Raw genomic sequence first — 26442 nt, forward strand, 5'->3', positions numbered from 1 at the left:
ATATTAGCTTTAAATTTGTAATTTTGTTTTGCTTAAAAAATATCCTATTTAAAGATACTATAACCAGATTGTTGCAATAATCCAGTACTTTGCCAGAAGGCATACAGGCCCAAGCCGAAAAGTAAAGCCAAGACAATCCATTTGAAGTGTTGCTGAGATAAACGATGGCGTATTTTGCCTCCAATCCAGACACCAGCAAGGGCGAATAAGCTTATCCCGATCAGAATATGCTGTTGATGGGTTTCCAGTGTGATCAGAATTGGAAACAGTAAAACCAGCTGGATCAGTTTACCGGCAATGAAATTGAGATTACTGATAATGACAATATCTGTTTTAGAGAGTTGGCAACTCATCAGATACATCATCAGAAAAGGTGCCATGGCATTGGTTGCACCTCCAATAATGCCGGCCAGTAAACCAAAACAGAGCATGCTGGAAATATGCGGACTAACTTGTAAGGGGCGTGCCCGTAACTGGTCCAAGACATAAAATATAATTACCAGACCCAATAACAGTTTTAAATAAGCCTCATTTAGCCAAAGTAATAGCTTGACCCCGAGTACACTGCCGACCAGGCTACTAAGCATTAATGGCCAATAACGTTTTATATAATAGCCAATACTATTCAACAGGCTATGCGCAGGGTCAGCATTCAGCATGATCAGATTCAGCAGCAGACAGGGCAGAATGACAAGGGTAACCGCGATGCTAAGCGGATATGCGCTGGACAGAACAGCCGTACTCATCATAGGAAAGCCAAAGCCGCTTAAACCATGCAGCAGGGCTGCGACGGCACAGAGCCACAGCATCATCCATTCTGCCTGAGTCATGTGAAATCCATTTCAAAAATTGGAATCTTGAACTTATCGTGAATTCAACTGAGAAAGAAAGTGAAAAGCTGTAATACAGCAAAGAAATAACAAAAAATATAGGCAAAAAAAAGCCACGATAACTTGGGGAAATTACCGTGGCATCAAAATTTCATCCCATTTAACCGGGGTGAAAGAGGAAGCTCTGCGATGAAACTGGTTAAGAACGCTTGTTAAAAATGACTGTACAGCTTAATAGCGTTTATCCTGATTCACTGTACGCACAGGATTTTGATAGCCCTGAGGTTGATGAACGCTGTCATGATCAATTCTGTACTGTTTTTTCGGCATGATTAACCACAACACCAGATAGACCAAAATACCCGGGAATGCGGCACTCATGATTGAAATCACCACAAAAATCAGACGTAATAAATTTGCGTTCCAACCAAAACGTTCAGCAATACCACCCATTACACCTGCAATCATGTTTGAGCGGTTAGAGCGATATAAACCAACATTGGCCATTAAAATCTCCTGATTAAAAATAAGTTTGAATCCTAAAATGGATCCATACTTAAAGAAATGGAGTTTACTTAAACTTTTTAAAGTGCTGATTACAAATAAAATCGTTAAGTAATGTTAATAAAGATTAAAACCAGATCTAAGAGCTACTAACATAGTGAAAATTCTATTGAACTCTTGTGTAAAGTTCATCAGCTTTGCTGGGTGCTTTTTGCTCGCCATGTTTCCTATTTAGGTTTGTTAAAAATGAAATTGGATGTATCACGTTGTACATTAAGCAGTTTTTTTAAATGTAGCCTGGTGTTGGGGAGTATGGTGATTTTGCAGGCTTGTGATCAGCAGCAAGTCAAACCTGAACAGGAAGGTCAGGCGACCTCAGAAGAGGGCGTTAAAATTTCCGCTGCCAATACGAAGGCCGATGTGGTGACTGTCAGCGCCAAATCCTTAACTCAGGTCGCAGGGCAGGCGACTCTTCCGGTAGAAGCAGATTTAAACCCGGCAACTGTACCAGAGGATGCCAAGGTGTTTATAGGTCGCTATCATACTGAAATCGACTGTGATGGCCGCTTTGCGCCTTGTACTGAAGGTAAGGCAGAATTTATTTTGACTCTAATGCCGGACGGTACGGTGCATCGCAGTATTTTACAGTATGGCAAAGTATTTATTGATAATACCAAAAGCAGCACGGCTCATAATATTACCTACCGTAAAGACCGCTGGTTTATCAATCCGGAGCGTACCGATATAGTAGTGAATCGTAAAGAAGGGGCGAGCTTTTACTATAAGATTAAAGATTCAAATCACTTAGTCATGAATCTGGAAAAAATCTATAGTGAAAAAGAAAAAACCAACCGGGAATTATTTGATCGCGGCTATCCGGCACCTTCGAAAGCCTATGAACTGGTCAAAGACACGTCCTTTCATATTCAAGAATAATACCCGATAAAAATCGGCTGATCTGGTAGAAAGCCTAATTCAAATACTGTTTAGATTAGACAATAAAGGCAAGTTGTGGGAACGTGTGAGCCTAAAATCTGGGCGCAGAAATACACGACCAAAACATCGCAATTTAATTAAAATATAATAAGGGAAATCAGGGAGACATTCTAAGGAAAGAATGGTGGGTCGTCCGCGATTCGAACGCGGGACCAACGGATTAAAAGTCCGCTGCTCTACCAGCTGAGCTAACGACCCTGAGGAATAAAAATGATGATGACCATTTTTATGACGCAAGAGTGTGGTGTACTTTTACGTGATCCTTTCGGAAGATGGTGGGTCGTCCGCGATTCGAACGCGGGACCAACGGATTAAAAGTCCGCTGCTCTACCAGCTGAGCTAACGACCCATCAAGGGATATCAAATAAGTGGTGGGTCGTCCGCGATTCGAACGCGGGACCAACGGATTAAAAGTCCGCTGCTCTACCAGCTGAGCTAACGACCCTGAACCATCATTCAAACCAGGTTTGAATGTGCAGTGCAAGTCAAGCTAAATAGCTTAAAGCACCACTTTGTTTGATGGAGCGTATTGTAGCAAGATCTCATTTCAGCGCAAGCAAAAAATAACAAAGTTGCCCATGTTTGATTATAAATACAACAATTATGCTTTATCTAAACAAAAAATAGGCAACTTCAGTACTTAGAAGCGATATTGATAGGCCTGAATATTGGCAAAAATCTCTGCGGTGAGCTCCGAATATGCCGTTGCACCTGGCAATAACACCAGCAGGCGTTCATCGGTTTTACTCGGATCAAATGCTTGCTCTTTCAATTTATTTTTCTGGTATTTAAAGGTACCTGTAGTTTCAATCTGCTGTTGTATACGTAAAAATACCGGTACCGCATAAGCCGGCAAGCATTTTTTAAAGCAAGCGGCCATGGCTGCTAAATCTGCATCATCCAATTTTACATCGGGTTGCAGGGTAATCGCGGCCATACCGGCACGACCATTTGTATTGGGAATTTCTACGCCATACACCACCGCTTCAACGATTTTGTCATACTCGGTCAGTATGTTTTCCACTTCAGTTGTAGAAACATTTTCCCCTTTCCAGCGGAAAGTATCACCCAGACGATCGACAAACTGCGCATGACGGAAGCCGATATTACGCACCAGATCCCCGGTATTGAAGTAAGCATCACCTTGGGTAAATACATTCTGCATGATGACTGACTTGTTTTTTTCCAGGTCGGTATAGCCATCAAAAGGTGAACGACGGGTGATTTTACCAATCAGTAAACCAGTCTCGCCCTTTTTCACCCGTTTACAACGGCCTTTAAGGTCTCGTACCGGCTCATTTTTATCTTTATCAAAGGCAATAATGGCATACGGTGTGGGTGAGAAACCGACGGTATTGTCAAAATTGAAAATATTGCTAAAACCGACATTGCCTTCACTGGAGGCATATAGTTCCAGCACTTCCTGAATGCCAAAACGGAATTTAAATTTATCCCATATATTTGGGCGCATCCCATTTCCAATCATCTTGGTCACGCGGTGGCCTTTTTCCAGTTCAGATGAGGGAGCATCCATCAGATAACGGCACAGCTCACCGACATAACCAATCGCAGAGGCATCAAATTTTTGTACATCCTTCCAGAAAGAGGAGGTCGAAAATTTACGCCGAATCGCCAGGGTGCTGCTACCTGCAATGACACCGCACCAGCACACCACCATGCCTGTGGCATGATAAAGCGGCAGGGTACAGTACATCACATCATCTTGATTGAGGTTTAGCACATGCCCATAGGTGCCATAAGCGAGCGTCCAGCGGCCATTGGTAAAGATCACCGCTTTAGGTAGACCTGTGGTGCCCGAGGTGTAAATATAGAACAGCCCATCTTTGCCCTGCACCGAATGGGTGGTCGGTGGGTTAAATTTGGGAGAGAGATCGGTTTTTTCAGCCAGGTTGATAAAGCCTTCAGGTGCCTGACCCGGATCGGCTTGAGTATTCTGATCTGCAAACCAGTGCAAGCGATCACTGCTAATATTCAGGTCATTACGAATCTCGTTGACTGCATGACGACATTCTTCGCCCACAATCAGAGCAATCGGTTTGACCAGATTGATACTGTGCGTCAGCACTTTGCCGACTTGAGAGGTATTCACCAAGGCGGTGGTCACACCCAGTTTAGCCAGACCAATCACGCTAGCAATCAGCTCAGGGCGGTTCTCGACCATCACGGCAACTACATCACCTTTCTTGGCACCCAAGGAGAGATAGAAATGGGCAATCTGGTTGGCCCGAGCATTTAGAGCAGCATAGCTATAGCTTTGCTCTTCAAAACGCAAGGCGATACCTTCGGGGTTACGCTTGGTCGCTTTTTCAAAAGCCAGACCCAAGCCGGCCGGTGTGTTCGGAGTACGTAAATATGCCTGTCTTAGACCAGTGAGCAAATTGGGCACTTTGGTCAAAAAAGCCGGGATTTTGGCAGCGACATCTGCAATCCCAATCAGATCGTGTGGTTTCATTTGGGTCATGAGAATCCTATTTATTTTTCGTATCCGATACGTTCAATTTATATACAGTAGACGAGCTATCCATCTTTTAGCGTTAAAACACTAGTGCAATCAACCTATTCTGACTAAATCTAGCAAAAAAAACCTAGTCACCGAAATGACTAGGTTTTTTTAGATGACTGCAATTGAGCAAATTATGATTCAGTTGCAGTATTGGCTTTTTTCGGTGGACGACCACGTGGACGACGTGGACGAGCAGCCTGTTTCTCCGCTTTTTCAGCTTCGCTGGCTTCAGTGTCTTCTGTTGTTACTTTGGCCTGATCCTGGGCTTCTGTAACAGGAGCTTCTGATTCAGCATTTGCTTCAACTGGCGCAGCATCTCTAGGTTGAGCTTCAGTCACTGGAGCCGCTTCTGTAGGAGCTGTATCTACTGGTGCCGTCGTTTCAGTTGCTTGTTCAGCTGGCTGAGCATTTACGGTTTCTTCAATAGCGATTTCAGTGGTTACTGGAGTTTCAGTTGCCGCTGCTTCAGCAGACTCTGCTTGCGCTTCTGCTGCTACAGGTGCTTCTGGCTCAGTTTCAACTGCCGGAGCTGTTTCTACTTTGGCCTGTTGCTTGGCTTGTTGCAGGGCCTGTTCTGCAGCCTGTTTAGCCAGACGGCGACGCTCACGTGGATCGTTTGCGACACGTTTGTCCGACACCGGTTTTGGTGGAGTTAGATCCAGAACTGGAGCAGGCTCTGCTTCAACCTTAGCTACCGTCACTTGAACATCACGGGTGACCGGTTTTTTCTCTGCGACAGGCGATGCTGCAGCCACCAGACTCGCGTTGTACTCTTTTGTGAACTTCTCTAGAGCACGGTTGAAGGTTGGCAATAAACCAAACTGTTCAATGAGCACGGAGCAGTCTTCACCATAAACATGGCGAATCAGGCTACCAATAGTGAACTGACCCAAAGTTGGTACTTGTGACGGAGTCAACTTTTGAACTGTAGCCTGTTGAGGCTGTCCTTCACGTTGCTGACGACGACGCTGACGCGGATCGTTGCTGGCACGAGGTTTTTCAGCACTTGATTCTTCCGCTGTCACAACTTCTTCAGCAGGTGCTGTCAGTGCAGCTTCTACTACATTTTCAGCAGCGGCTTCTTCAACTGGCGCATCTGCCGGTGCAGTAACTTCAACCGCTGGCGTTACAACTGCAGCATTGTCATTCAATGCCACGATTTCGCTTTTCGCCTGGTCAATATTCACGACCATGGCTGTTGGCATCACGTCTTGACGTGGTGCATCGACCAACTCAACACGAAGCTGCTTGTCATTGACTGCTGGCGCTTCAACGACTGCAGGTGCTGCTTGTTGAGCCTGCTCATTCAGCACGCTTGGATCGCGGTGGCGATTTGGACGTTCCTGACGTGGCTGGTTACGGCGGTCACGACGTGGCATTACCTGTTGAGCCTGTTGTTCATTGTTTTGAACATCATTTTGCTGAGATGGCTCATTGTGATGCTGACGGCGAGAATTACGCTTGTTTTCACGTGCTTCATGACGTTGCTCTTGACGAGATACCTGAATCACTTCTTCATGCACCTGATGTTGCTGAGGAGCGGAAGCTTCAGACTGAACCTGCTCACGCGGTTCTTTGTGCTTCGGATTGCGTGGTTTTTTATTGTTATGACGCGGCGCTCTTTCATCACGCTCTGCCGGTTTTTCAGCATCACGTTCCTGTTTTTGCGCTACAGTCGATGGTGCAAGGTAGGCATTGCTGCTTGCCGGAGCAGCAGGTTGAGACACTTGCTGTGGCGCAGGTTGTGCCACTGGTGCAGACAATTGACCGAACTGACCACGGCTCACCGCACCGCCATTGATCATTTGTTCAATTGCTGCAGCTGCATTGTTGGCAGTACGCGATTGATCAACAGTCGCAGCCTGTTTTTGAACAAACAGGTTTTCTAACCAGGCACATGGGCTAGATGCAGGAGCAGCAACTTGTGCTTGGGCTGGAGCTTGTTGCGCAACAGGTACTTGCTGTGCATTTTGGTTTTGCTGGTTACGGCGTTTATTGTTTCTGCCGTTGTTTTGCTGTTGAGCAGGCGCTGGTGCAGCAGCATGCGTATGTTGTTCTTCTTCTAAATGCCATTCAGATGACTCATAGCCCAACTCTTTTTCACTTGAACGAGTTGCTTCAGTACGTTCATAGCTGGTTGGTGCAAAGCCTTCGGCATTATAAGTGATTTCATAATGCGGTGTTTCCAGATGCGGGTGAGGCAACACAGTCACACGTACATTTGAAGTCTGTTCTAAATACACCAAGGTGTGACGTTTTTCATTCAATAAGAAGGCAGCAATTTCGACTGGAACTTCGACTTGAACTTCACCATGACGTTCACGTAGCGCGATTTCTTCCACTTTACGCATAATCGAAAGTGATAAAGAACGAAGATCACGGACCATACCGGTGCCATGACAGCGTGGGCAAACGTAGCCAGTCGCTTCTTCAAGAGAAGGACGCAGACGTTGACGGCTCATTTCCATCAAACCAAAACGTGACAATTGACCGAACTGAATACGGGCACGGTCACTTTGCGTCGCTTCGCGTAGCTTAGCTTCCACCATACGCTGGTTGCGGTCTTTGGTCATGTCGATAAAGTCGATCACCACCAGGCCACCGATATCGCGTAAACGTAATTGACGCGCGATTTCTTCTGCCGCTTCAATGTTGGTGTTCAACGCGGTGTCTTCAACGTCGCTACCGCGAGTCGATTTTGCTGAGTTAATGTCAATTGACACTAAAGCTTCAGTTTGGTCGATCACGATCGAACCGCCAGAAGGCAATTTTACTTCACGTTCATAAGCGGTTTGAATTTGACTTTCAATCGCGAAATGCGCGAATAAAGGTTCATTTAAGGTATAAGTTTTCAGTTTTTCTAACTGACGTGGCATTACCGCTTTTACGAAGTTATAGGCTTCGTTATAGGCTTGTTCTGAGTCAATCAGGATTTCAGCAACATCATCACGCAGGTAGTCACGAATGGCACGTGTTACCACACCCGCTTCCTGATGTACCAGCATTGGCGATGGGCCTGAACTTGCCGTGCTCTGGATTTGTGCCCAAAGGTCTAACAAGTGCTGTAAGTCGAGTTGCAATTCTTCTTGTGAACGGCCAATCCCGGCAGTACGCACAATCACGCTCATACCACGTGGCACGTTCAGTGTTGCCAGCATTTCTTTCAGTTCTTCACGCACTGAACCGGAAATCTGACGGCTGATACCACCACCTTTCGGGTTGTTTGGCATTAATACCAAATAACGGCCAGCAAGTGAGATAAAAGTAGACAGGGCAGCGCCTTTGTTGCCACGCTCTTCTTTTTCCACCTGAACCAGAAGTTCGGTGCCTTCAGTGATCAGTTCACGGATATTTGAAGTTTGGCGAGGGTCGGCTTTGTAATATGAATTTGCGATTTCACGCATTGACAGGAAGCCTTGGCGACCTGCACCGTATTCAACGAATACAGCTTCTAAAGAAGGTTCAACGCGAGTCACGTGACCTTTGTAGATATTGGATTTTTTTTGTTCACGGGTACGATTTTCTAAATCAAAATCGTAAAGACGCTGACCAGTGACAAGTGCAACGCGAATTTCTTCGGCATGTGTTGCATTAATCAACATACGTTTCATGGGTGTAACACCTTATAGTGATACACAGCAAAAAATCGCTATACACGTAGCGAACATCACACATCACGGATCAATGGCTCAAATCTGCAATGAATTTCATTGTGGTTTGAGTCTTTTATGACCGAGCTCTATTTAATATAGATGGGCTTCGGTTTTTGATTCACGTATTGATGATGGCAATACGGCTTCAATCTTTAAACGGATTAAAGTCACCTGAACGCTTCACTGGCGGACGAGCGGTGCATTGGATGTGTGTAACTTTCACTGTCACATTGCTCGAAGATCATCCCTTCTTTATAGAAAGTGTCTTGATACGGAATTGTCGTCGTATCTTTACAAACTGTGCAGATCCAATGCATCAACGCTGTAGCCTGAAGTCGTCTTCAGGTTGCGACTAATCTGATGTGTATCAGTTTACGTTTAAAAACCAACAAAGTTGGCGACATATTTTTTAAGACAAACTGATTTATGTACCTGAGGTACAATTAAACGCAACAGTTTGCTTTGTTTGCCGATATAATAAGCCTTCGGCGTGGCATAATTCTTTGGGGACCTTCCCGTATCATGTGAGTCTTTAATTGAACAATCAAGTTCAGAAAAATCTGAAATGATTCAACTTTTACTCACAAACGATGGTTTCCGTGCGCTGACTATATCAAACCTTGCATCATCTGCCTATGGGCTAAGCTTATGTTTCTTGTGTAAAGCATAACCTAAGTGATCAGTTTTTAATCAATTTTAGTATTTTTTGGGTCATAGTAACTGTATGAATTCTACGCAACAATGGCAAAACGTCACTTGGTTTGAAGTGGATGAACATCAAGATGGACAACGCATCGATAATTTCCTGTTTAGTCGTCTGAAAGGTGTGCCAAAAAGCCGTATCTATCGTCTGATTCGTGAAGGCCAGGTTCGCGTTAATAAAAAACGCATTAAAGCAGAAACCAAACTCGCAATCGGTGACCAGATTCGCGTTGCGCCGATTCGCTATGAACAAAAAGATGAATCTGCTGCACCTGTTTCTGACAAAGTGGCACAAGGCTTATTGGCCCGTGTGATTTATGAAGATGAAGGTTTGATGGTCGTGAATAAACCTTCCGGGATTGCTGTGCATGGTGGTAGCGGTGTAGCCTATGGCCTGATTGAGGGCTTGCGTGCCGCAACCGGTAAAAAGTATCTGGAACTGATTCACCGGATTGACCGTGATACTTCCGGTCTGGTGATGATTTCCAAAAAGCGTAGCGTGTTGAAAACATTACAAGATATGTTGCGTGAACATAAAATCAAAAAAACCTATGCCGCTGTAGTAAAAGGGCAGGTCAGTCTGGATAAACAGCTGATTGATGCACCTTTACATCGTTACGAGCTGGCCAATGGTGAACGTCGTGTCTGCGTGTCCCCGAAAGAAGGTAAAGAGTCTAAAACCCAGTGGAATGTGCAGGAACGTTTTATGCATGCCACACTGGTGTATGCATCTCCGCTTTCTGGTCGTACCCATCAGATTCGTGTTCATGGTTTGAGTATTGGTCATCCGCTAGTAGGCGATGAAAAGTATGGTCATGAAACAGAATATCGTGGGCCAAAACCACGCCGTTTGTGTTTACATGCAATGCGTCTGGACATTCCGGGCTATCCAGCGATTGAAGCGCCATTGCCGGAAGATATGCAGAGTCTGGTGGCGCAGTTAAGAGCGCAGAAAGCGGATAAACCGGCTGCCCAATAAGGACTTATTTTTTCTTTTAATAAATTTAATCCACCCTCACCCTCCTTTGAAAAAGGAGGGAATTCCCCTATTTCTTAAAGAGGGCTAGGGGAGATTAAATTTCGAAAGAATCCTCTCCCTAAGCAGCACTGCTGAGCAAGTCTCCTTCTTGCACGTCGTTTAAAGCAGTGCTTTAAACTCGTTCAGGAGAGGGAACGTTACTTATTAAATAGTAATGTTGAATTAAAACTTCATTGATAATTCGACTTTATTGGTTCTTTTATTAAAGTCATTTGCTTAAGAATGAAAAATTCCTTCTCCTTGTAGGAGAGGGCTTCAAGACTGAATCAAATCTAGGAAATCTTTTATGAACTCACCTGTAAAATTGGTCATTTTCGATTGGGATGGCACTTTATTTGATTCAGTCGGTCAAATCGTGGCGAGTTTGCAGTTTGCCGCACAGCAGTTTCAGCAGCCGTTAACGGATGCAGATGCGAAAAGTATTATTGGACTGGGTTTACCTGAAGTTGCACAGCGTTTATTCCCGACAGTACCAGAATTACATACGGATATTTTGCAGGCTTATTCCGATCATTATGTTGCCAACTCATCAGGAGACTCCTGGTTTGAAGGCGTAGCGCACATGCTCGCAGATTTACAGCAGCAAGGCGTGAAGCTGGCAGTAGCCACAGGGAAAAGCCGTAAAGGTCTGGATCGTGTATTAAAACAGACGAACAGTGAAGAGCTGTTTGTGAGTACGCGCGCAGCCAGCGAAACCCATTCTAAACCTCATCCACTCATGTTAGAAGAAATTCTGGCGGAAACCGGTGTGCAGGCTGAACATGCGATTATGGTCGGTGATACGTCTTATGATCTGGAAATGGCGCAAAATATTGCCATGCCAAGCGTTGGGGTAAGTTATGGTGTGCATGAACCTGAACTTTTAGCACAATTTAATCCAGTCTGTATCGTGGATGATGTGGCTGCTTTGCATAGCGCTTTGTTGGCTAAAGTCCAATGGAAACAAGCAGTTTAATCCAGTATCTTGGTTGTAATGAAAAACAAGCAGTTCCCCGGTTTAAATTGGCTGGGGAATGCTGCAGATTTAAGCGCTGGTTCTTATCTTTTAGTCTAAAGTCGTAATTGTACTGATTTTATCCGGTCATATTATGGCAGTTATTTTGCTAAATAACGATGTGTTTTAAACAATAAGATTTTGTTTTATTTAATTTTTTATAAATTATTCTTATAGATAATAGCTATAGCAAAAAATAAAATAACTATTGGCACAAACGCCGGATTTTTCCCATCCTAAAACTGTTTATTCCTATGCTCGCTCTGAGAAAGGCAGTCCATGCGGATGATCAGCCTGATCATTTTCATATTTTCTGTCCTTCTTAGATCCCAGCATAAGCCTAATTTTTGCAGTTTAAGGAAACATTGATGTCGAATTCTGCTGTTGTTGAATCAGTTGCACAAGCACTTCGTAGCGCTGAATTATCACAAACTGCGATTGCACCGATTCGCCCGGAACTTGGCGGTGAAAGTGCTGACGTAGATATCGCCTATGCCGTTCAGGAAGTGAATACCGAGCGTGCTTTGTCTGAAGGTCGCCGTCTGGTGGGTCGTAAAATCGGTTTGACGTCTAAAGTCGTTCAAGCGCAACTGGGTGTAGATCAGCCGGATTTTGGTATGTTATTTGCCGACATGGCTTATGGCGATGGTGAAGCAATTCCAGCCGGTTTCCTGATTCAGCCAAAAGTTGAAGCGGAAATCGCATTGGTGATTAACCAGGATTTAACCAAAAAAAAACACACGTATGCAGACATTATCAGCGCAACTGATTATGCATTGCCTGCAATTGAAGTGGTCGATAGCCGTATCGAAAATTGGAAAATTAGCCTGATTGATACTGTGGCAGATAACGCATCTTCTGCTGCATTTGTCTTGGGTTCTCAGCCAGTTAAATTAGAAAATCTTGATCTGGTGAACTGCAAGATGGTGATGACGCGCGGTGAGGAAGTCGTTTCTCAAGGCGTGGGTAAAGCATGTCTGGCAAACCCATTGAATGCTGCTGTTTGGCTGGCAGATGAAATGGTACGCCGTGGTCGTCCGCTGTTAAAAGGTGACATCATCTTGACGGGTGCCTTAGGTCCAATGGTTGTGGCGCAACCAGGTGATGAATTCAAAGTTGAAATTGAAGGCTTCGGTTCAGTAACCGCTGCATTCGCTGCTGAATAATCAAGATTCCAAGAGAGTACATTCATGAAAAAGATTAAATGTGCAATGATCGGTCCAGGGAATATTGGTACTGATTTGCTTTATAAATTACAACGTAGCGAATGGTTAGAACCTGTTTGGATGGTGGGGATTGACCCGACTTCTGAAGGTTTGGCGCGTGCTGCGAAAATGGGTTTAAAAACCACAGCTGAAGGCGTTGATGGTCTTCTTCCTCATGTGATTGCTGATGACATCAAAATTGCATTCGACGCAACTTCTGCCTATGTCCATGCTGAAAACAGCCGCAAGCTGAATGAACTTGGCGTGTTGATGATCGACTTAACGCCTGCTGCGATTGGTCCATTTTGTGTACCACCAGTCAACCTTGAAGCATTACTACAAGCGGGCGAAGTACCAAACGTGAACATGGTGACATGTGGCGGTCAGGCAACGATTCCGATGGTGGCTGCGGTTTCTCGCGTTCAACCTGTTGAATACGGCGAAATCATTGCAACTGTATCGACTAAGTCGGTTGGTCCGGGAACGCGTAAAAACATTGATGAATTCACACGTACTACTGCAGGTGCCATTGAGAAAGTCGGCGGCGCGAAACAAGGTAAAGCGATCATCATCATTAACCCGGCTGAGCCACCTCTAATGATGCGTGATACTGTTCACTGTCTAGTAGAAGGTGAGCCGGATCAGGCAGCGATCACTGAATCTGTACATGCCATGATCAAGGAAGTTCAAAAATACGTACCAGGTTACAAGCTTGTAAATGGTCCTGTATTTGATGGCAACCGTGTATCAATTTACTTGGAAGTTGAAGGTCTGGGTGACTTCCTGCCGAAATACGCAGGCAACCTGGATATTATGACTGCAGCAGCTGCACGTACTGCAGAAATGTTCGCAGAACACGTGTTCAACATCGCTGAAGCTTAAAGGAATACCAAAATGTCTAAGATTATTGTTCATGATATGACTTTGCGTGATGGTATGCACCCGCAGCGCCATCAAACGACTGTTGAGCAAATGATTGCAATTTCAACCGCACTTGATGATGCAGGCGTACCTTTAATTGAAGTAACGCACGGTGACGGCCTGGGCGGTTCATCAGTGAACTACGGTTTTGCTGCTGCAACAGATGAAGAATATTTGTCTGCTGTTGTGCCACGTATGAAAAATGCAAAAATTTCTGCATTGCTTCTTCCTGGTATCGGTACGGTTGACCATTTGAAAATGGCACATGAAATTGGTGTTTCTACTATTCGTGTGGCGACGCATTGTACTGAAGCGGATTGTTCTGAACAGCACATCACCGCTGCACGTAAACTAGACATGGACACTGTGGGCTTCTTGATGCTTGCGCACATGGCAACACCTGAAAAATTGCTTGAAGAAGCAAACAAGATGGTGTCTTACGGTGCAAACTGTATCTATGTAACAGATTCAGCAGGTTATATGCTTCCTCAGGATGTGATCGACCGTGTGGGTCACTTACGTCAACACTTGGATCCAAGCATTGAGCTTGGTTTCCACGGTCACCACAACTTAGGTATGGGTGTATCGAATACTGTTGCTGCGGTTCAAGCAGGTGCGGTACGTGTTGACTTGGCATCTGCAGGTTTAGGTGCTGGCGCAGGTAATACGCCACTTGAACTGTTTATCGCTGTGGCAAACCGTATGGGTATGGACACTGGTGTTGATCTGTTCAAAGTTCAAGATGTTGCTGAAGATCTAGTGATTCCAATGATGCACAACCCGATTCGTGCAGACCGTGATGCGGCAACTTTAGGTTATGCGGGGGTTTACTCTTCATTCCTGTTATTTGCTAAACGCGCTGAAGCGAAATACGGCGTATCTGCGCGTGAAATCCTGATGGAACTTGGTCGCCGTGGTACGGTAGGTGGTCAGGAAGACATGATTGAAGACCTGGCATTAACCATGTCTAAAGCGCGTGAGTTACAAGCTTAATTTTTAATACCGTGGTATTAAAATAAGGGCAATAAAAAAGCATCCGATTCGGATGCTTTTTTATTATTAAGTAGATTTAATAATATATTAAAACTCTGATCTCAGATATTTTAGTTATAGTGATAGGTAGGGATTATTTTAGTTTCATTTTTTCATTAAACATAAAAACGATAAATAAAAAATATTATCTTAAAGTTTTTAAAAAAATTGCTCTTATTAATAGAAGAAACAAAAATTTGAATTAAATATCTGGTCAAATTTTTATTTTCTTTAATCGGTTTAAAATCTAAGAGATTGAGCGCTTAAATCTGGGCTTGAAATATGCAGAGCTAAAAGAGCAAAAGTTTAATACTGTGGTCGGATTTTTTATTTAAACCGACTTGCGCATGATGGCTGCATGGATTTTATCAGCTGAATGGGGAACTCATCATGCGTCGTCACAATTTATGGATTGCAATGCTTGCTGCGACAGCAACTTTAGGGACAACTGCAACGAATGCAGACTTTATTGACGACAGCAATGTTCAACTCAAATTTAAGAACTTTTATCTAGACCGTCAGTATCAAGATGACTATTCATCACGTAATTGGGGTTCTTGGTCACAAGGCGTGACTCTGGATGCCAAGTCGGGTTATCACGATATCGGTGGTGGTGTGCAGGTCGGTGCAGATCTTCTTATTCAGCATGCGTTCCGTTTGAATGGTCGTGATAATAATCCTGACTGGGTTTTACCGCATGAAGGACCAGGCAAAGGGCAAAAAGATAATTTTGGTAAAGTTGGTGCGACCTTAAAAGCCAAAGTGTCACAAACTGAACTGAAAGTCGGCGAGTTATTGCCGGTATCTCCAGTCTTGGTATTCGATCCATCGCGTCAGTTATTGACGACGTATAGTGGTGCCTGGTTAGAGTCTAAAGACCTTAAAGATACCAAGTTAACTCTTGCGTATATTGATGGCATTAATAACCGTTATGACAACCAGTTCCGCGACTTAACTAAATTTGCTCCACCAAGTTTCTATGATACGGGTGCTGAAGCTGATGGCATGTGGATTGCAGGCATAGACCACCAGCTTACTAAAGAAGTAGGTGCGAGCTACTGGTATGCCGATGTTCAAGACATTTACCAACAGCATTATCTGGGTGTCAATTACAAAACTACGCTCGGTGAAAAAACCAAATTAGATAGCCATATTCGTTACTTCGATAACTCGGAGTCAGGTGACAAGCTGTATGGTGAGATCGATAACCAGGCATTATCTGTCGCTGCAAAAGTGAATCATGGTGCACATAGCGTAGGTGTAGGTTACCAGCAAATGTTTGGTGATAGCGCATTCCCGACATTGGGTGGCTGGGTGCCACAGCCTTATCTGGCGAACTGGGGGGTAGCGACTTTTACCGCGCCAGAAGAAAAATCATGGAGTGTTTCTTATGGCTATGACTTCTCTGAAATGGGTGCAAAAGGCTTAAATGCAACAGCCGTATATTTCAAAGGTTATAATCAGAAAGGTACTTGGGCGTATCAAGGCCAGAACTTCAATACGGATGAAGTGAATGCCATCGTGAACTACACTGTGTCAGAAGGTAAATTAAAAGGTCTGGGTGTACAGGCGATGTATATTGATGTGAATTTTGCCAATCCAGCAAAACCAGACCTGCAAGAATACCGTGTCGCCACCACTTATACGCATAAATTCTAATACCCGTATATTTTAAAAGCAGTCAGTCTTCTGGCTGCTTTTTGGTTTAAGTGTTACATTGTTTCATTAAAGGCTTGGATTGAGTAGGGTTTATTTTAAATTAATATATAAAACAACCACTTAAATTATATCTATTTTGTAGGGTGCAATCGTAATTTTGTATCAGTTTGCTGCGGCTGAGCGGTTAATATAAGGGTGTACACAAGTCATTTTAATGAGTCAACTTGACGTCGAATTCTTGAAAATAGAGGGACACGCAAGCGAAAGACTGTAAGAGGAAGCAATATGAGCACTGTTCAAATCCCTGACTATCAAACAGATCCATTCTTTGGCTTAGAAGACAAATGGATTGAAACCGCTGAAGGCGAGTTGACCCATTACCACGAAATTGGTGAAGGTACGCCTATTCTATTTTTACACGGTTCAGGTACAGGTGTATCGGCTGCGGCAAACTGGTGGTTAAACCTGCCACAAATTGGTGAGCAGGCACGTTGTATCGCGATTGATACCATTGGTTATGGCCAAACTGTAGTTGCACCGGGTACTGAATATGGTATCCGTGCTTGGGTAGATCATGCGATCCGTACGCTAGACGCTTTGGGTATCGAAAAAACCTGGTTGGTCGGCAACTCTCTGGGTGGCTGGTTAGCATTCCAGATGGCACTGGATTATCCAGATCGCATTTTGGGTATCGTGTCTATGGGTACGGGCGGTGCAAAACAGACTGCTGCACTCAAAGCTCATGCAAACCCAGTTCTTACAGAAGAAGGGATCAAGAAAACCCTTTCTATGTTTGTCGTGAACAAAGACCTGATTACAGATGAACTGGTAAAAGTACGTTTTGCTTCTGCTGCAAATGACTATGCATCAAATCGTTTAATGGATGTGGTTGGCGCACGTGACCGTGACCGTTTCGAGTTCCCATTAGATTTCGAAAAAATGAAAGACATTACTGTGCCTGTATTGCTGATTCATGGTACGCAAGACGTGGTGATTCCGGTTTCTCGTACTTGGGACATCCTCAACATCGTGCCAAATGCTGATGCACATATCTTCAGCCAATGCGGTCACTGGTCTCAAGTTGAAAAAGCAGACGAATTCAACACTGTGATCAAAAACTACCTGGCTGTACACGGCGTAAAATAAGCTCGATGTAGTTTTAAAAAAGGATGGCTTCGGTCATCCTTTTTTATATCGGAAATATTTAAGGCAGGGTGCTTAAGTGAGTTTGATTCTCATTTATTTGGATAAATCTAAAAATCTAATAATTTTTATAGGTTTGAGCTATTTAAACTGAGAAAAATCCGAATGAAACTTTATTAGACTTAAGTGGTAAATGCAGCACATTTAGAGCTAAAAATACACAATTTTGGTCGAGGTCAAGTGACAAATTTAAATGCTAGAAATAGATCCTTTATCAAAAAATTAAATTAAAATTGAATTCTTAAGCATAAAATAATAAAACAAAAAAAGCACATGCCTATCAAAAGTTGAATGGCATATGCTTAATGCAGAGAAGAAATAGGATTAATTTTGTTCGCTACGGTTAATATCCAGATAGAACACACGGGTCAAGAGTTCAAGAAATTTGCTGACGGCATAGGATTTGTTGTTTTTATGGTAGCTGACATACAGGTCTAAATAGGGCAATTCCACGTCCAGTGGACGAATCACGGTATTGTCCATGGTCAATGGTGCAATATAGCCCGGCAAAATGGTACAGCCCAAGCCCATTCCGATCGAGTTGATATTAAATAAAATATTATCGGCCTTTTGCACGATATTGAGTTCAATGCCGTTGGCTTTGGCAAAGTCCAGAATAGCCTGGTTCAGGGTCAAGGACTGCTCTGCTGATGGAATAATAAAATCAATACCATTCAATGCTTTAACAGGAATTCTTTCGTATTTTGCTAAGGGGTGATCTTTAGGCAGGAGAAAAATCAGCGGTTCACGAATCACGAACTGGCTTTCAATTTCATCACTATTGAAATTATGACGGGTAAAGGTCAGATCTAGATCACCTTTTTTTAACAAACGCATCTGCTCATTGTTGTTCAGGCTGAGCAGTTCAATTTTTAAATCTGGGTTCTGTACACGTAGATTTGGCAAGATATAGGGGAAGATTTTCATCTCGGCTACCGGTACAAAACCGATACGGAGCATTTGCTGTTTGGCCTGTGACACCTGACGTGCCATGGCAACGGCTTTGTCCGCCTGTGCAAGGGTGAGACGGGCCTGTTCCAGGAATACGGCGCCTTCTTCGGTCAGCTCTACTTTACGTTTGGTCCGGTTGAGTAGCTTTACCCCGACATCTTCTTCCAGGTCTTTGATTTGCTGGCTAAGTGAGGGTTGAGCCGTATAAAGTTTAAGTGCTGCCTTACTAAAATTGAGCTCTTCAGCAACGGTGATAAAGTAGCGAAGGTGTCGTAATTCCATGTCATCAACCCAAAGAGTAATCCAAAAAATGTCTTACTATAATTTCCTCAAAGTATAATCTATAAACAACTATGTCGTGAAGATTATTTTCCCATTCATAAACTAAATGCTCTGGCGGGATTAATAGATGTTTTAATATAAAAATTCACGTGCTTAATAATTGCTTTAAGCTCTTAATTGAAACAAAAAAAATATTTCCCGAAAAACGCTGTCAAATCCATCATCGTTGAAAAGTTGAGTCTATTACTTTGTGCCAAAGATAGGTCACAGGAGAGCTTTTCATGAGTGGAAAAATTGATGTGCGCGAAATCGATGCTTTAGTCGATGCACAAAATGGACGTATCACGCCATCTATTTATACAGATCCTGACATTTACGAATTAGAACTCGAACGTGTTTTCGGTCGTACTTGGTTATTCCTTTGCCATGAAAGCCAAATTCCTAAGGCTGGTGATTTCTTCAACACCTACATGGGTGAAGATCCAATCATTGTGGCACGCCAAAAAGATGGCTCAATCAAAGCATTCTTAAACCAATGCCGTCACCGTTCTATGCGCGTAAGCTTCGCAGACTGTGGTAACACACGTGCGTTCACTTGCCCATACCACGGCTGGTCATACGGTATTGACGGTTCTCTAAAAGACATTCCGCTTGAAGATCGTGCTTACCCACATGGTGCATGTAAAGAGCAATGGGGTCTGGTTGAAGTGAATCGTGTGAAGTCTTACAAAGGCCTGATCTTCGGATGCTGGGATGAAACGACTCCAGATCTAGAAGAATACATGGGCGATATCGCTTGGTACCTGGACGGTGTTGTCGATCGTCGTGAAGGCGGTACTGTGATCGTGGGTGGTGTACACAAATGGGAAATCGAGTGTAACTGGAAATTTGCAGCCGAACAGTTCGCATCTGACCAATACCACGCGTTGTTCTCTCACGCATCTGCAATTCAGGTACTTGGTGCAAAACCAGACGACGAATCTTCTAAAAAATTAGGTGCTGCGCAAACTGCTCGTCCAGTTTGGGAAACTGCCAAAGACGCGATCCAGTACGGTTCACGTGGTCACGGTTCAGGCTTCTTCTTTACAGAGAAACCAGACGCAAACGTATGGGTTGACGGTGAAGTTGCCAACTACTTCCGTGAAACTTACGACGAAGTTAAAGAGCGCCTAGGCGAGACTCGTGCATTGCGTCTTGCAGGTCACAACACCATGTTCCCAACTTTGTCTTGGTTGAACGGTACTGCAACACTTCGTGTATGGCACCCACGTGGTCCAAACAAAACTGAAGTGTGGGCATTCTGTATTGCTGATGCTGAAGCATCTCAAGAAGTGAAAGAAGCATTTGAACGTTCTGCAACGCGTGCCTTTGGTCCAGCCGGTTTCCTGGAGCAAGATGACTCTGAAAATTGGATCGAGATCCAAAAAGTTTTACGTGGTTATAAAGCGCGTCAAAACAAACTCATTATGGAAATGGGTAAAGGCAACGAAAAAGTACGTGAAGATGGTATCCCAGGTATCACCAACTACATTTTCTCTGAAACTGCAGCACGTGGTATGTACCGCCGCTGGGCAGATTTATTGATCCATGAAAAATGGGAAGACGTGGAAAAAGCAGCTGACGAATATGAGAAGGAGCTTATGAAATGAGTCAAATCAGCTTAGAACTTCATCACCAAATTAGTCAGTTCCTTTATCGCGAAGCAAAATTGCTAGACGATTGGAAATTCCGCGAATGGTTGGATACGTTAGCTGAAGATATTTCTTACACGCTACGTACCACACCAAACGCACAAACCCGTGACCGTCGTCGTTCAGTTGAACCACCTACAACTTGGGTGTTCAACGATTCGAAAGACCTTTTAGAGCGTCGTGTAGCACGTCTGGAAACCGGTATGGCTTGGGCTGAAGAGCCTCCATCACGTACCACCCACATGGTGTCTAACGTGATCGTAGAGCCAACTGAAGTTGAAGGCGAATACGACGTGTACGTAACCTATTTGCTATATCGTACGCAAAAAGAGAAAGACATTGTCATTTACTGCGGTAAACGCCATGACAAGATCCGTAAAGTTGAAGGCGGCCTCGGCTTCCAGATCTTCAACCGTAAGATCACGCTTGACCAAGTTACTTACAGTTCACATAACCTGAGTGTGTTCTTCTAATGAATAAGATTTTTGTTTGCCAAGTTGACGAATTGGACGAAGGCGAAGCGTTAAAAGTAGATTGTGGCGTAAACGGTATCGAAGCGCTTGCTGTATTTAACAATGGCGGTGAATTCTTCGCTATGAACGATAAATGCAGTCATGGTAATGCTTCTATGTCTGAAGGTTACCTTGAAGATGACGGTACTGTGGAATGTCCATTGCATTCAGCACGTTTCTGTTTAAAAACAGGTGAAGCATTGTGTCTACCTGCAACTGATCCAATCAAAACATTCCCAGTGATTGTTGAAGATGGTCAATTGTTTGTAGAGATGGCAGGAGAGTAAGCATGGGTTGGCTACAAGGCGAAGTTGCACTTATTACTGGTGGTGGTTCAGGCTTAGGCTGGGCTTTGGTAGAACGTTTTATTGAGGAAGGTGCACAAGTTGCGGTTCTTCAACGTTCAAAAGCTAAAGTAGATTCATTAAATGAACACTTCGGTGGAAAAGTTCTTGCGATCGAAGGTGATGTAGCCAGCTATGCAGATAACGTTCGTGCAGTTCAAGCAACTGTGGAACGTTTCGGTAAACTCGATTGTTTCGTCGGTAATGCCGGTATTTGGGATCACTATGCCGATATCGTCAATACCTCTGGTGAGCAACTAGAAAAAGCCTTTGACGAGATTATGGGCATCAATACCAAATCTCTGATCTTCGGTGCGAAGGCTGCACTGGATGCATTGATCGCTTCTGAAGGTTCTATCATATTTACTTTGTCTAATTCGGCACTGTACTCCGCTGGCGGAGGCCCTGTATATACTGCATCTAAGCATGCGGGTGTCGGGATTATGAAAGAACTGGCTTACGAGCTTGCGCCTAAAGTACGAGTGAACGCTGTTGCACCGTCAGGTATGAATGTGAATATCAAAGGTGCGGCATCGCTGGGTCAGGAAAATGTGGGCCTGCTCGATGCACGTGATCCTGAGAAAATTGCACGTGGCATGCCACTGAATTTCTTGCCTGAACCGGAAGATATGACCGGTTCATACGTGCTGTTGGCATCTCGTCAAAACAACCGTCCTTTGACTGGTGTTCTGATCAATGCAGAATGCGGTCTGGGTATTCGTGGCCTACGTCAGCCACGTGCAGGTTTCTTTGACGAATAAACATCTAGTCTCATTCAAATGGACTTACCGGCAGCCTCTTCTCTCAGGGCTGCTTTCCTTCTAGGAGTCTCTCATGGCCGTTAAACTTATTTGTGCATCGCACAGTCCTTTAATGGAATTTGCTTCACCTCAAGATCAATCAAAAAAGCAAAAAGTTCGTGCTGCTTTTGAAAAACTCTCTGCTGAAGTAAAAGCTTACGACCCAACCCTGATCATCACTTTTGGTCCAGATCATTTTAATGGTTTCTTCTATGACCTGATGCCAAGTTTCTGCGTCGGTATTCGTGCCAAAGCAGCAGGGGACTGGGATTATGGTAAAGACAATGACCACATTAATGTGCCTGAAGAAACAGCCCTTAATCTAGTGCGTCGTGTGTTGGATGAAGGTGTGGATGTTGCGTACTCATATCGTATGCAAGCCGATCATGGCGTGACTCAGCCCTTACATTTCCTGTGTGGCGGTCAGCTCGACCGTTATCCAACCATTCCGGTTTTCATCAATGGTGCGGCTACACCAATGCCAACCACTAAACGTACAGTGGCTTTGGGCCGTGCAGTAGGTCAGTTCATCAAGTCATTGAACCTGGAAAATGAACGTGTACTGGTACTGGGTACAGGTGGTCTGTCACACGATCCACCAACGCCGCAAATGGGTTCGGTTCCTCCTGAAGTGGAAGAATTCCTGATTGCAGGTCGTAACCCGTCTGAAGAGTCTCGCCAGAACCGTCAGGCAAAAATTATTGCAGTAGGTCAAAAACTGGCTGCCGGTGATAAATCTGTTGCAGTGCCGTTGAACCCTGAGTGGGATTGTGCATTGCTTGAAACCTTCAAGAAAGCTGACTTTGCTGCAATTGAAGCGATGACGGAAGCTGAAATTCGTGTCGAGGGTGGCCGTGGTGGTCAGGAAGTCCGTTCCTGGATGGCTGCTTTTGCTGCATTACATGAAGTCGGTGAGTATGAAATGACAACTCACTGCTACGAAGATATTAGTGAGTGGATTGCGGGCTTCGGCATCGTATCTGCAGAGTTAAAAGGTTAAGAAAATGAGCAACGTAAACAACATCGTGATCGTGGGTGCTGGCCAGGCAGGTGCGAGCGCAACTTTAGAACTTCGTGGCAACAAGTATGAAGGCAAAATTACCTTAATTGGTGATGAAAGCCATCTTCCTTATGAGCGTCCACCGTTGTCTAAAGATGTGATTCTAAAACCTGAAGACACCAAGATCGAAATCCTGTCAGAACAGAAACTGGCAGATTTAGGGGTGGAAACCATTCGCGGTAATGGCGTGGTGAAAATCAATGCCGAAGCGAAAACGGTTGAACTCCTGAACGGTGATGTTGTTGCTTATGACAAACTCTTGCTTGCAACAGGTGGTGCCGCGCGCCGTTTGCCTAATTTCGATGCTTTGGGCAAACACGTCTATACCCTGCGTAACCTGGAAGATTCACAGGCACTGGTGCCTGTGCTTCAAGCCGGTCGCCGTATCATCCTGATCGGTGGTGGCGTGATTGGTCTTGAGCTTGCATCATCTGCACGTTACAAAGACTGTCAGGTCACTGTGATCGAAATGGGCCCAATGGTCATGGGCCGTTGTTCACCACAAATCCTGAGCGAATTCCTGCTAGAACAGCATCGTCAAAACCAGGTCGATGTGCGTCTTGAAACCAAGATTGCAGATTGCCGTTTAGATGGTGAAGAAGTCGTGGTAACGCTGGAAGGCGGTGAAGAGCTGCGTGCTGATGCTGTAGTTTACGGAATCGGGATCGTGCCAAATGCACAGCTTGCAGTAGATGCAGGTCTGGACGTTGATGTTGCGATCAAGGTGAATGAACACTGCCAGACTTCAAATGCTGACATTTATGCGGCAGGCGATGTTGCAACTCAATTGCGTGACTGTGGCAATCACCGCCGTGTAGAAACCTGGGAAAATGCCAACCTTCAGGCAGGTATCTTTGCGCGTCACGTGATGGGTGTGGAACATCCGAAAGCTAATCCGGCCTGGTTCTGGACGGATCAGCTGAATATCAACTTCCAGTTTGTCGGCGATATGGCCGCAGCTGAATGGCATATCCGTGGTGAAATGGATGCAGCCAAAGGTGCAGACAATTCATTCGTGATGTACGGTGTGACTGATGGTCAGATCGTTGGCGGGATTACCGTGAATGCAGCCAAAGAAATGCGTCATTTGAAAAAAATGATCAGCAAAAATACGGCGTTTGATGTTGAAAAACATTTAGATATCGCGCAAGACTTACGCAAAATTGCTTAAGTCGTATTGAGATATCTTGGGACAGACCTATGTTTTGCATAGGTCTGTTTTTTATGCACGAAACTTGATGAATTTATCAAAAATTAAAACTTCATCTCAGCATGGATTCGCTATACGCTATTTTTGAAGTTGCTGATCCAGAACTTCTTGGCCTCGTTTAGGAGACTTATGAGTTCTTCATCTTCATTGCCGGTCACGGCAAGTATTTACGCTTTATTGGTGCTGATCTGGGCGGCAACGCCACTGGCGATTGTCTGGAGCGTGGCCGAGATTCACCCGATGTGGGTGCTGATCATTCGCTATTTTGGTGCCTCGATTATTGCGTTGTTCCTGCTGAAGATCATGCGCGACCCGCTGCCTTTTGACCGCACTTCAATGAAAAGTTATCTGGCAGGCAGTTTGAATTTAATCGGTGCGCAGCTGTTTATTTATCTGGCGGCCAATTATCTGACCTCAGGTTTGATGGCGCTAATTTTTGGTTTTTCACCGCTGATCGCCGGTTTAATCGGTCATGTGATTTTAAAAACCCATAAACTGATCTGGCTGCAATGGCTCGGCATGGCAGTGGCCGTCGCCGGTTTATGTTTTGTTTTTGCCGACTCGGCAGACAGCAAGATTAATCCTTGGGGTGTGGTACTGATGCTGATCAGTATGGTGTCTTATATCAGCTCAATCTTCTGGGTTAAACAGATTAGTGCACCCTTGAGTCCGATGTCGCAAGCGACGGGGTCATTGCTGGTCTCCGCGGCTGGTTCAGTCATTTTAGTGCCGTTTATCTGGCAACATATGCCGACTCAGTTGCCTAGCACACAGGCAATGATCGGTTTTGTATTTACCATGATCATGTCTTCGATTGTGGCAATGCTGTGTTATTTCTGGCTGATTCGCCGTCTAAATGCTTCGACCGTTTCATTGAGTAATGTGATGACGCCGGTGATCGCTCTGGTATTGGGAGCAACCTTAAATCATGAAATTATCAGCAGTCATGCTTTTGCGGGAATTGCTGTGGTGATGTTCGGGATCATCATGTATTTCTGGAAAGAGTGGCGCGAGCAGTATTTTTCCAAGCATTAAAACTGTAAAAACCAAAAGGGCGAAAGCCCTTTTATTATTTTAGTGGAGAGTAAAGTGATTCAACAACGTGAGAGATCACGACTAAGCAACAATTTGTAAAACAACTTTCAAAAATAAATGATTAAGATTTTGATACATAAATCATTCAAGCTTGCACAAGCTTATTTAGGACAGTGTCAGGATGTCTGAATCCAATAAAATCGTAGTTTATGCAGCCCTGTTTGGTAATCTGGCGATTGCGCTGGTGAAATTTGTTGCGTCCTATATAACCAATAGTTCTGCCATGTTCAGTGAGGCAATTCATTCCGTAGTAGATACCTTGAATGAAATTTTACTGTTATATGGCATGAAAAAATCAGAAAAACCGGCAAATGCCAAACATCCTTTTGGTTATGGGCGTGAACTGTATTTTTGGGCCTTTATTGTGGCACTGATGGTTTTTGCCCTGGGTGCGATTGTGTCCATCTATCAAGGGATACAGCATATTCTTCAGCCTGAAGTCATGCAGGATCCATTGATCAATTATATTGTGCTGGGTCTGGCGATTCTTTTTGAAGGATTTTCATGGTCAGTGGCTTTAAAAACCTTTCGTAAACAAAAGGGAAATCTGGGATATTTTGAAGCCTTTCGACACAGTAAAGATCCAACGACCTTTACCGTGTTATTTGAAGATACTGCCGCCCTGGTCGGCTTGGTGATTGCTCTGGTCGGTATCTTGCTGGCGCATCAACTGAATATTCCTGAATTGGACGGTGCCGCATCGATTTTAATTGGTATCGTGCTGGCGGTTTCTGCCTGGTTTCTGGCACGTGAAACCAAAGGTTTGTTACTGGGTGAAACGGCAGATCCAAAACTGCGTGAAGATGTATTGAACATTGCTCAACAGGATGCGGCAGTTTTTAGTGCTAATGGGGTATTGACTGAGCAGATGGGTGCTCAGCAAGTCATTGCATCATTGAGTCTGGAATTTAAAGATGATTTAACTTCTGATGAAATTGAAGCCTGTGTCAACCGGATCGAAGCGCAGATTAAACAGCTGCACCCGGAAATTATTGCTTTATTTGTGAAACCCCAAACCAAGGCCGTATGGCTGGAACGAACTCAAGGTCGTGTATAAAGATCTAAAAAACGCTTGAGGTTGGTATTTTGATCTCAACTTGCCTTTCTCGCACAATTGATGTGATGATACTGAGGTATGGCGAATTTCATCATAAAATCATCAATGGGCAGACATGCTTTTGTCAGCATGGGCTTATAAATATTGAGTATCATTTTGTATTTTTAGACAGAAGGGC

21 protein-coding genes and 3 tRNA genes are annotated in these 26442 nt (G+C 44.3%); 16 read left to right on the forward strand and 8 right to left on the reverse strand.

Annotated features, from left to right (window positions below; genetic code table 11):
- Nucleotides 1–44 precede the first annotated feature (44 nt).
- Both MWG72_RS03015 and MWG72_RS03020 read right to left on the reverse strand, forming a co-directional pair.
- Complete coding sequence (locus MWG72_RS03015; RefSeq protein ID WP_005261680.1) at nt 45–830, reverse strand: sulfite exporter TauE/SafE family protein; 786 nt, start codon at nt 828–830, stop codon at nt 45–47.
- Between the two features lie 231 nt (nt 831–1061).
- Entirely contained in the window at nt 1062–1337 is a 276-nt protein-coding gene (locus MWG72_RS03020; protein ID WP_004278536.1) for a PspC domain-containing protein, read from the reverse strand.
- Between the two features lie 243 nt (nt 1338–1580).
- On the opposite strand from MWG72_RS03020, the gene MWG72_RS03025 reads away from it, so the two are divergent.
- The gene (locus MWG72_RS03025) at nt 1581–2270 is read left to right on the forward strand and encodes a hypothetical protein (RefSeq protein WP_005245882.1); all 690 of its coding nucleotides are present in this window, start codon (nt 1581–1583) and stop codon (nt 2268–2270) included.
- 182 nt (nt 2271–2452) lie between these two features.
- Here the strand turns inward: MWG72_RS03025 and MWG72_RS03030 are convergent.
- The 5 genes from MWG72_RS03030 to MWG72_RS03050 form a co-directional block, all read right to left on the reverse strand.
- Nucleotides 2453–2528 (reverse strand) — tRNA-Lys (locus tag MWG72_RS03030).
- Between the two features lie 75 nt (nt 2529–2603).
- Nucleotides 2604–2679 (reverse strand) — tRNA-Lys (locus MWG72_RS03035).
- Between the two features lie 20 nt (nt 2680–2699).
- A tRNA-Lys gene (locus MWG72_RS03040) sits at nt 2700–2775 on the reverse strand.
- 195 nt (nt 2776–2970) lie between these two features.
- A complete protein-coding gene (locus tag MWG72_RS03045; protein WP_247143199.1) occupies nt 2971–4812 on the reverse strand; it encodes a long-chain-acyl-CoA synthetase in 1842 nt (613 codons plus the stop codon).
- A 173-nt stretch (nt 4813–4985) separates the two neighbouring features.
- Nucleotides 4986–8465, reverse strand: coding sequence for an Rne/Rng family ribonuclease (locus MWG72_RS03050; RefSeq protein WP_247143200.1), 3480 nt, complete (start codon nt 8463–8465; stop codon nt 4986–4988).
- 766 nt (nt 8466–9231) lie between these two features.
- Between MWG72_RS03050 and MWG72_RS03055 the strand changes: the two genes are divergently transcribed.
- The 7 genes from MWG72_RS03055 to MWG72_RS03085 all read left to right on the forward strand — a co-directional run bounded on the left by MWG72_RS03055 (nt 9232) and on the right by MWG72_RS03085 (nt 17205).
- Nucleotides 9232–10188 (forward strand): RluA family pseudouridine synthase, encoded by a 957-nt coding sequence (locus tag MWG72_RS03055; RefSeq protein ID WP_004278531.1) that lies wholly within the window; start codon nt 9232–9234, stop codon nt 10186–10188.
- 346 nt (nt 10189–10534) lie between these two features.
- Complete coding sequence (locus MWG72_RS03060) at nt 10535–11203, forward strand: HAD-IA family hydrolase (protein WP_005250564.1); 669 nt, start codon at nt 10535–10537, stop codon at nt 11201–11203.
- Nucleotides 11204–11610: 407 nt separating this feature from the next.
- Nucleotides 11611–12408: a 2-keto-4-pentenoate hydratase gene (locus MWG72_RS03065; protein ID WP_247143201.1), complete on the forward strand. Its 798-nt coding sequence runs from the start codon at nt 11611–11613 to the stop codon at nt 12406–12408.
- A 24-nt stretch (nt 12409–12432) separates the two neighbouring features.
- Entirely contained in the window at nt 12433–13329 is an 897-nt protein-coding gene (locus tag MWG72_RS03070; protein WP_071850451.1) for an acetaldehyde dehydrogenase (acetylating), read from the forward strand.
- 12 nt (nt 13330–13341) lie between these two features.
- A complete protein-coding gene (dmpG, locus tag MWG72_RS03075) occupies nt 13342–14361 on the forward strand; it encodes a 4-hydroxy-2-oxovalerate aldolase (protein WP_005107995.1) in 1020 nt (339 codons plus the stop codon).
- Nucleotides 14362–14790: 429 nt separating this feature from the next.
- On the forward strand, nt 14791–16059 hold the full coding sequence (locus MWG72_RS03080) for an OprD family outer membrane porin (protein WP_247143202.1): 1269 nt from the start codon (nt 14791–14793) through the stop codon (nt 16057–16059).
- A gap of 285 nt (nt 16060–16344) precedes the next feature.
- Nucleotides 16345–17205 carry an alpha/beta fold hydrolase gene (locus tag MWG72_RS03085; protein WP_004278523.1) on the forward strand — a complete coding sequence of 287 codons (861 nt, stop codon included), beginning with the start codon at nt 16345–16347 and terminating at the stop codon, nt 17203–17205.
- 381 nt (nt 17206–17586) lie between these two features.
- On the opposite strand, the gene hcaR is transcribed toward MWG72_RS03085, so the two are convergent.
- On the reverse strand, nt 17587–18495 hold the full coding sequence (hcaR, locus tag MWG72_RS03090) for a DNA-binding transcriptional regulator HcaR (protein WP_114541303.1): 909 nt from the start codon (nt 18493–18495) through the stop codon (nt 17587–17589).
- A 281-nt stretch (nt 18496–18776) separates the two neighbouring features.
- Here hcaR and hcaE point away from each other — a divergent pair, with 281 nt between their 5' ends.
- The 8 genes from hcaE to MWG72_RS03130 all read left to right on the forward strand — a co-directional run bounded on the left by hcaE (nt 18777) and on the right by MWG72_RS03130 (nt 26264).
- Nucleotides 18777–20144 (forward strand): 3-phenylpropionate/cinnamic acid dioxygenase subunit alpha, encoded by a 1368-nt coding sequence (hcaE, locus tag MWG72_RS03095; RefSeq protein WP_247143203.1) that lies wholly within the window; start codon nt 18777–18779, stop codon nt 20142–20144.
- Nucleotides 20141–20659, forward strand: coding sequence for a 3-phenylpropionate/cinnamic acid dioxygenase subunit beta (gene hcaF, locus MWG72_RS03100; RefSeq protein ID WP_004278518.1), 519 nt, complete (start codon nt 20141–20143; stop codon nt 20657–20659). Before hcaE ends, hcaF begins: the two co-directional genes overlap by 4 nt.
- On the forward strand, nt 20659–20985 hold the full coding sequence (gene hcaC, locus MWG72_RS03105) for a 3-phenylpropionate/cinnamic acid dioxygenase ferredoxin subunit (RefSeq protein ID WP_004278517.1): 327 nt from the start codon (nt 20659–20661) through the stop codon (nt 20983–20985). Before hcaF ends, hcaC begins: the two co-directional genes overlap by 1 nt.
- A gap of 2 nt (nt 20986–20987) precedes the next feature.
- On the forward strand, nt 20988–21803 hold the full coding sequence (gene hcaB, locus MWG72_RS03110) for a 3-phenylpropionate-dihydrodiol/cinnamic acid-dihydrodiol dehydrogenase (RefSeq protein ID WP_247143204.1): 816 nt from the start codon (nt 20988–20990) through the stop codon (nt 21801–21803).
- Nucleotides 21804–21876: 73 nt separating this feature from the next.
- Nucleotides 21877–22842: a 3-carboxyethylcatechol 2,3-dioxygenase gene (locus MWG72_RS03115; protein WP_247143205.1), complete on the forward strand. Its 966-nt coding sequence runs from the start codon at nt 21877–21879 to the stop codon at nt 22840–22842.
- A 4-nt stretch (nt 22843–22846) separates the two neighbouring features.
- Nucleotides 22847–24073: a 3-phenylpropionate/cinnamic acid dioxygenase ferredoxin--NAD(+) reductase subunit gene (gene hcaD, locus MWG72_RS03120; protein ID WP_247143206.1), complete on the forward strand. Its 1227-nt coding sequence runs from the start codon at nt 22847–22849 to the stop codon at nt 24071–24073.
- A gap of 168 nt (nt 24074–24241) precedes the next feature.
- Nucleotides 24242–25147, forward strand: coding sequence for a DMT family transporter (locus MWG72_RS03125; protein WP_148334732.1), 906 nt, complete (start codon nt 24242–24244; stop codon nt 25145–25147).
- A gap of 181 nt (nt 25148–25328) precedes the next feature.
- Nucleotides 25329–26264, forward strand: coding sequence for a cation diffusion facilitator family transporter (locus MWG72_RS03130; protein WP_005107985.1), 936 nt, complete (start codon nt 25329–25331; stop codon nt 26262–26264).
- Nucleotides 26265–26442 lie beyond the last annotated feature (178 nt).

Origin of the sequence: Acinetobacter lwoffii (assembly GCF_022967985.1) — a bacterium.
In the GTDB taxonomy this organism is placed as follows: domain Bacteria; phylum Pseudomonadota; class Gammaproteobacteria; order Pseudomonadales; family Moraxellaceae; genus Acinetobacter.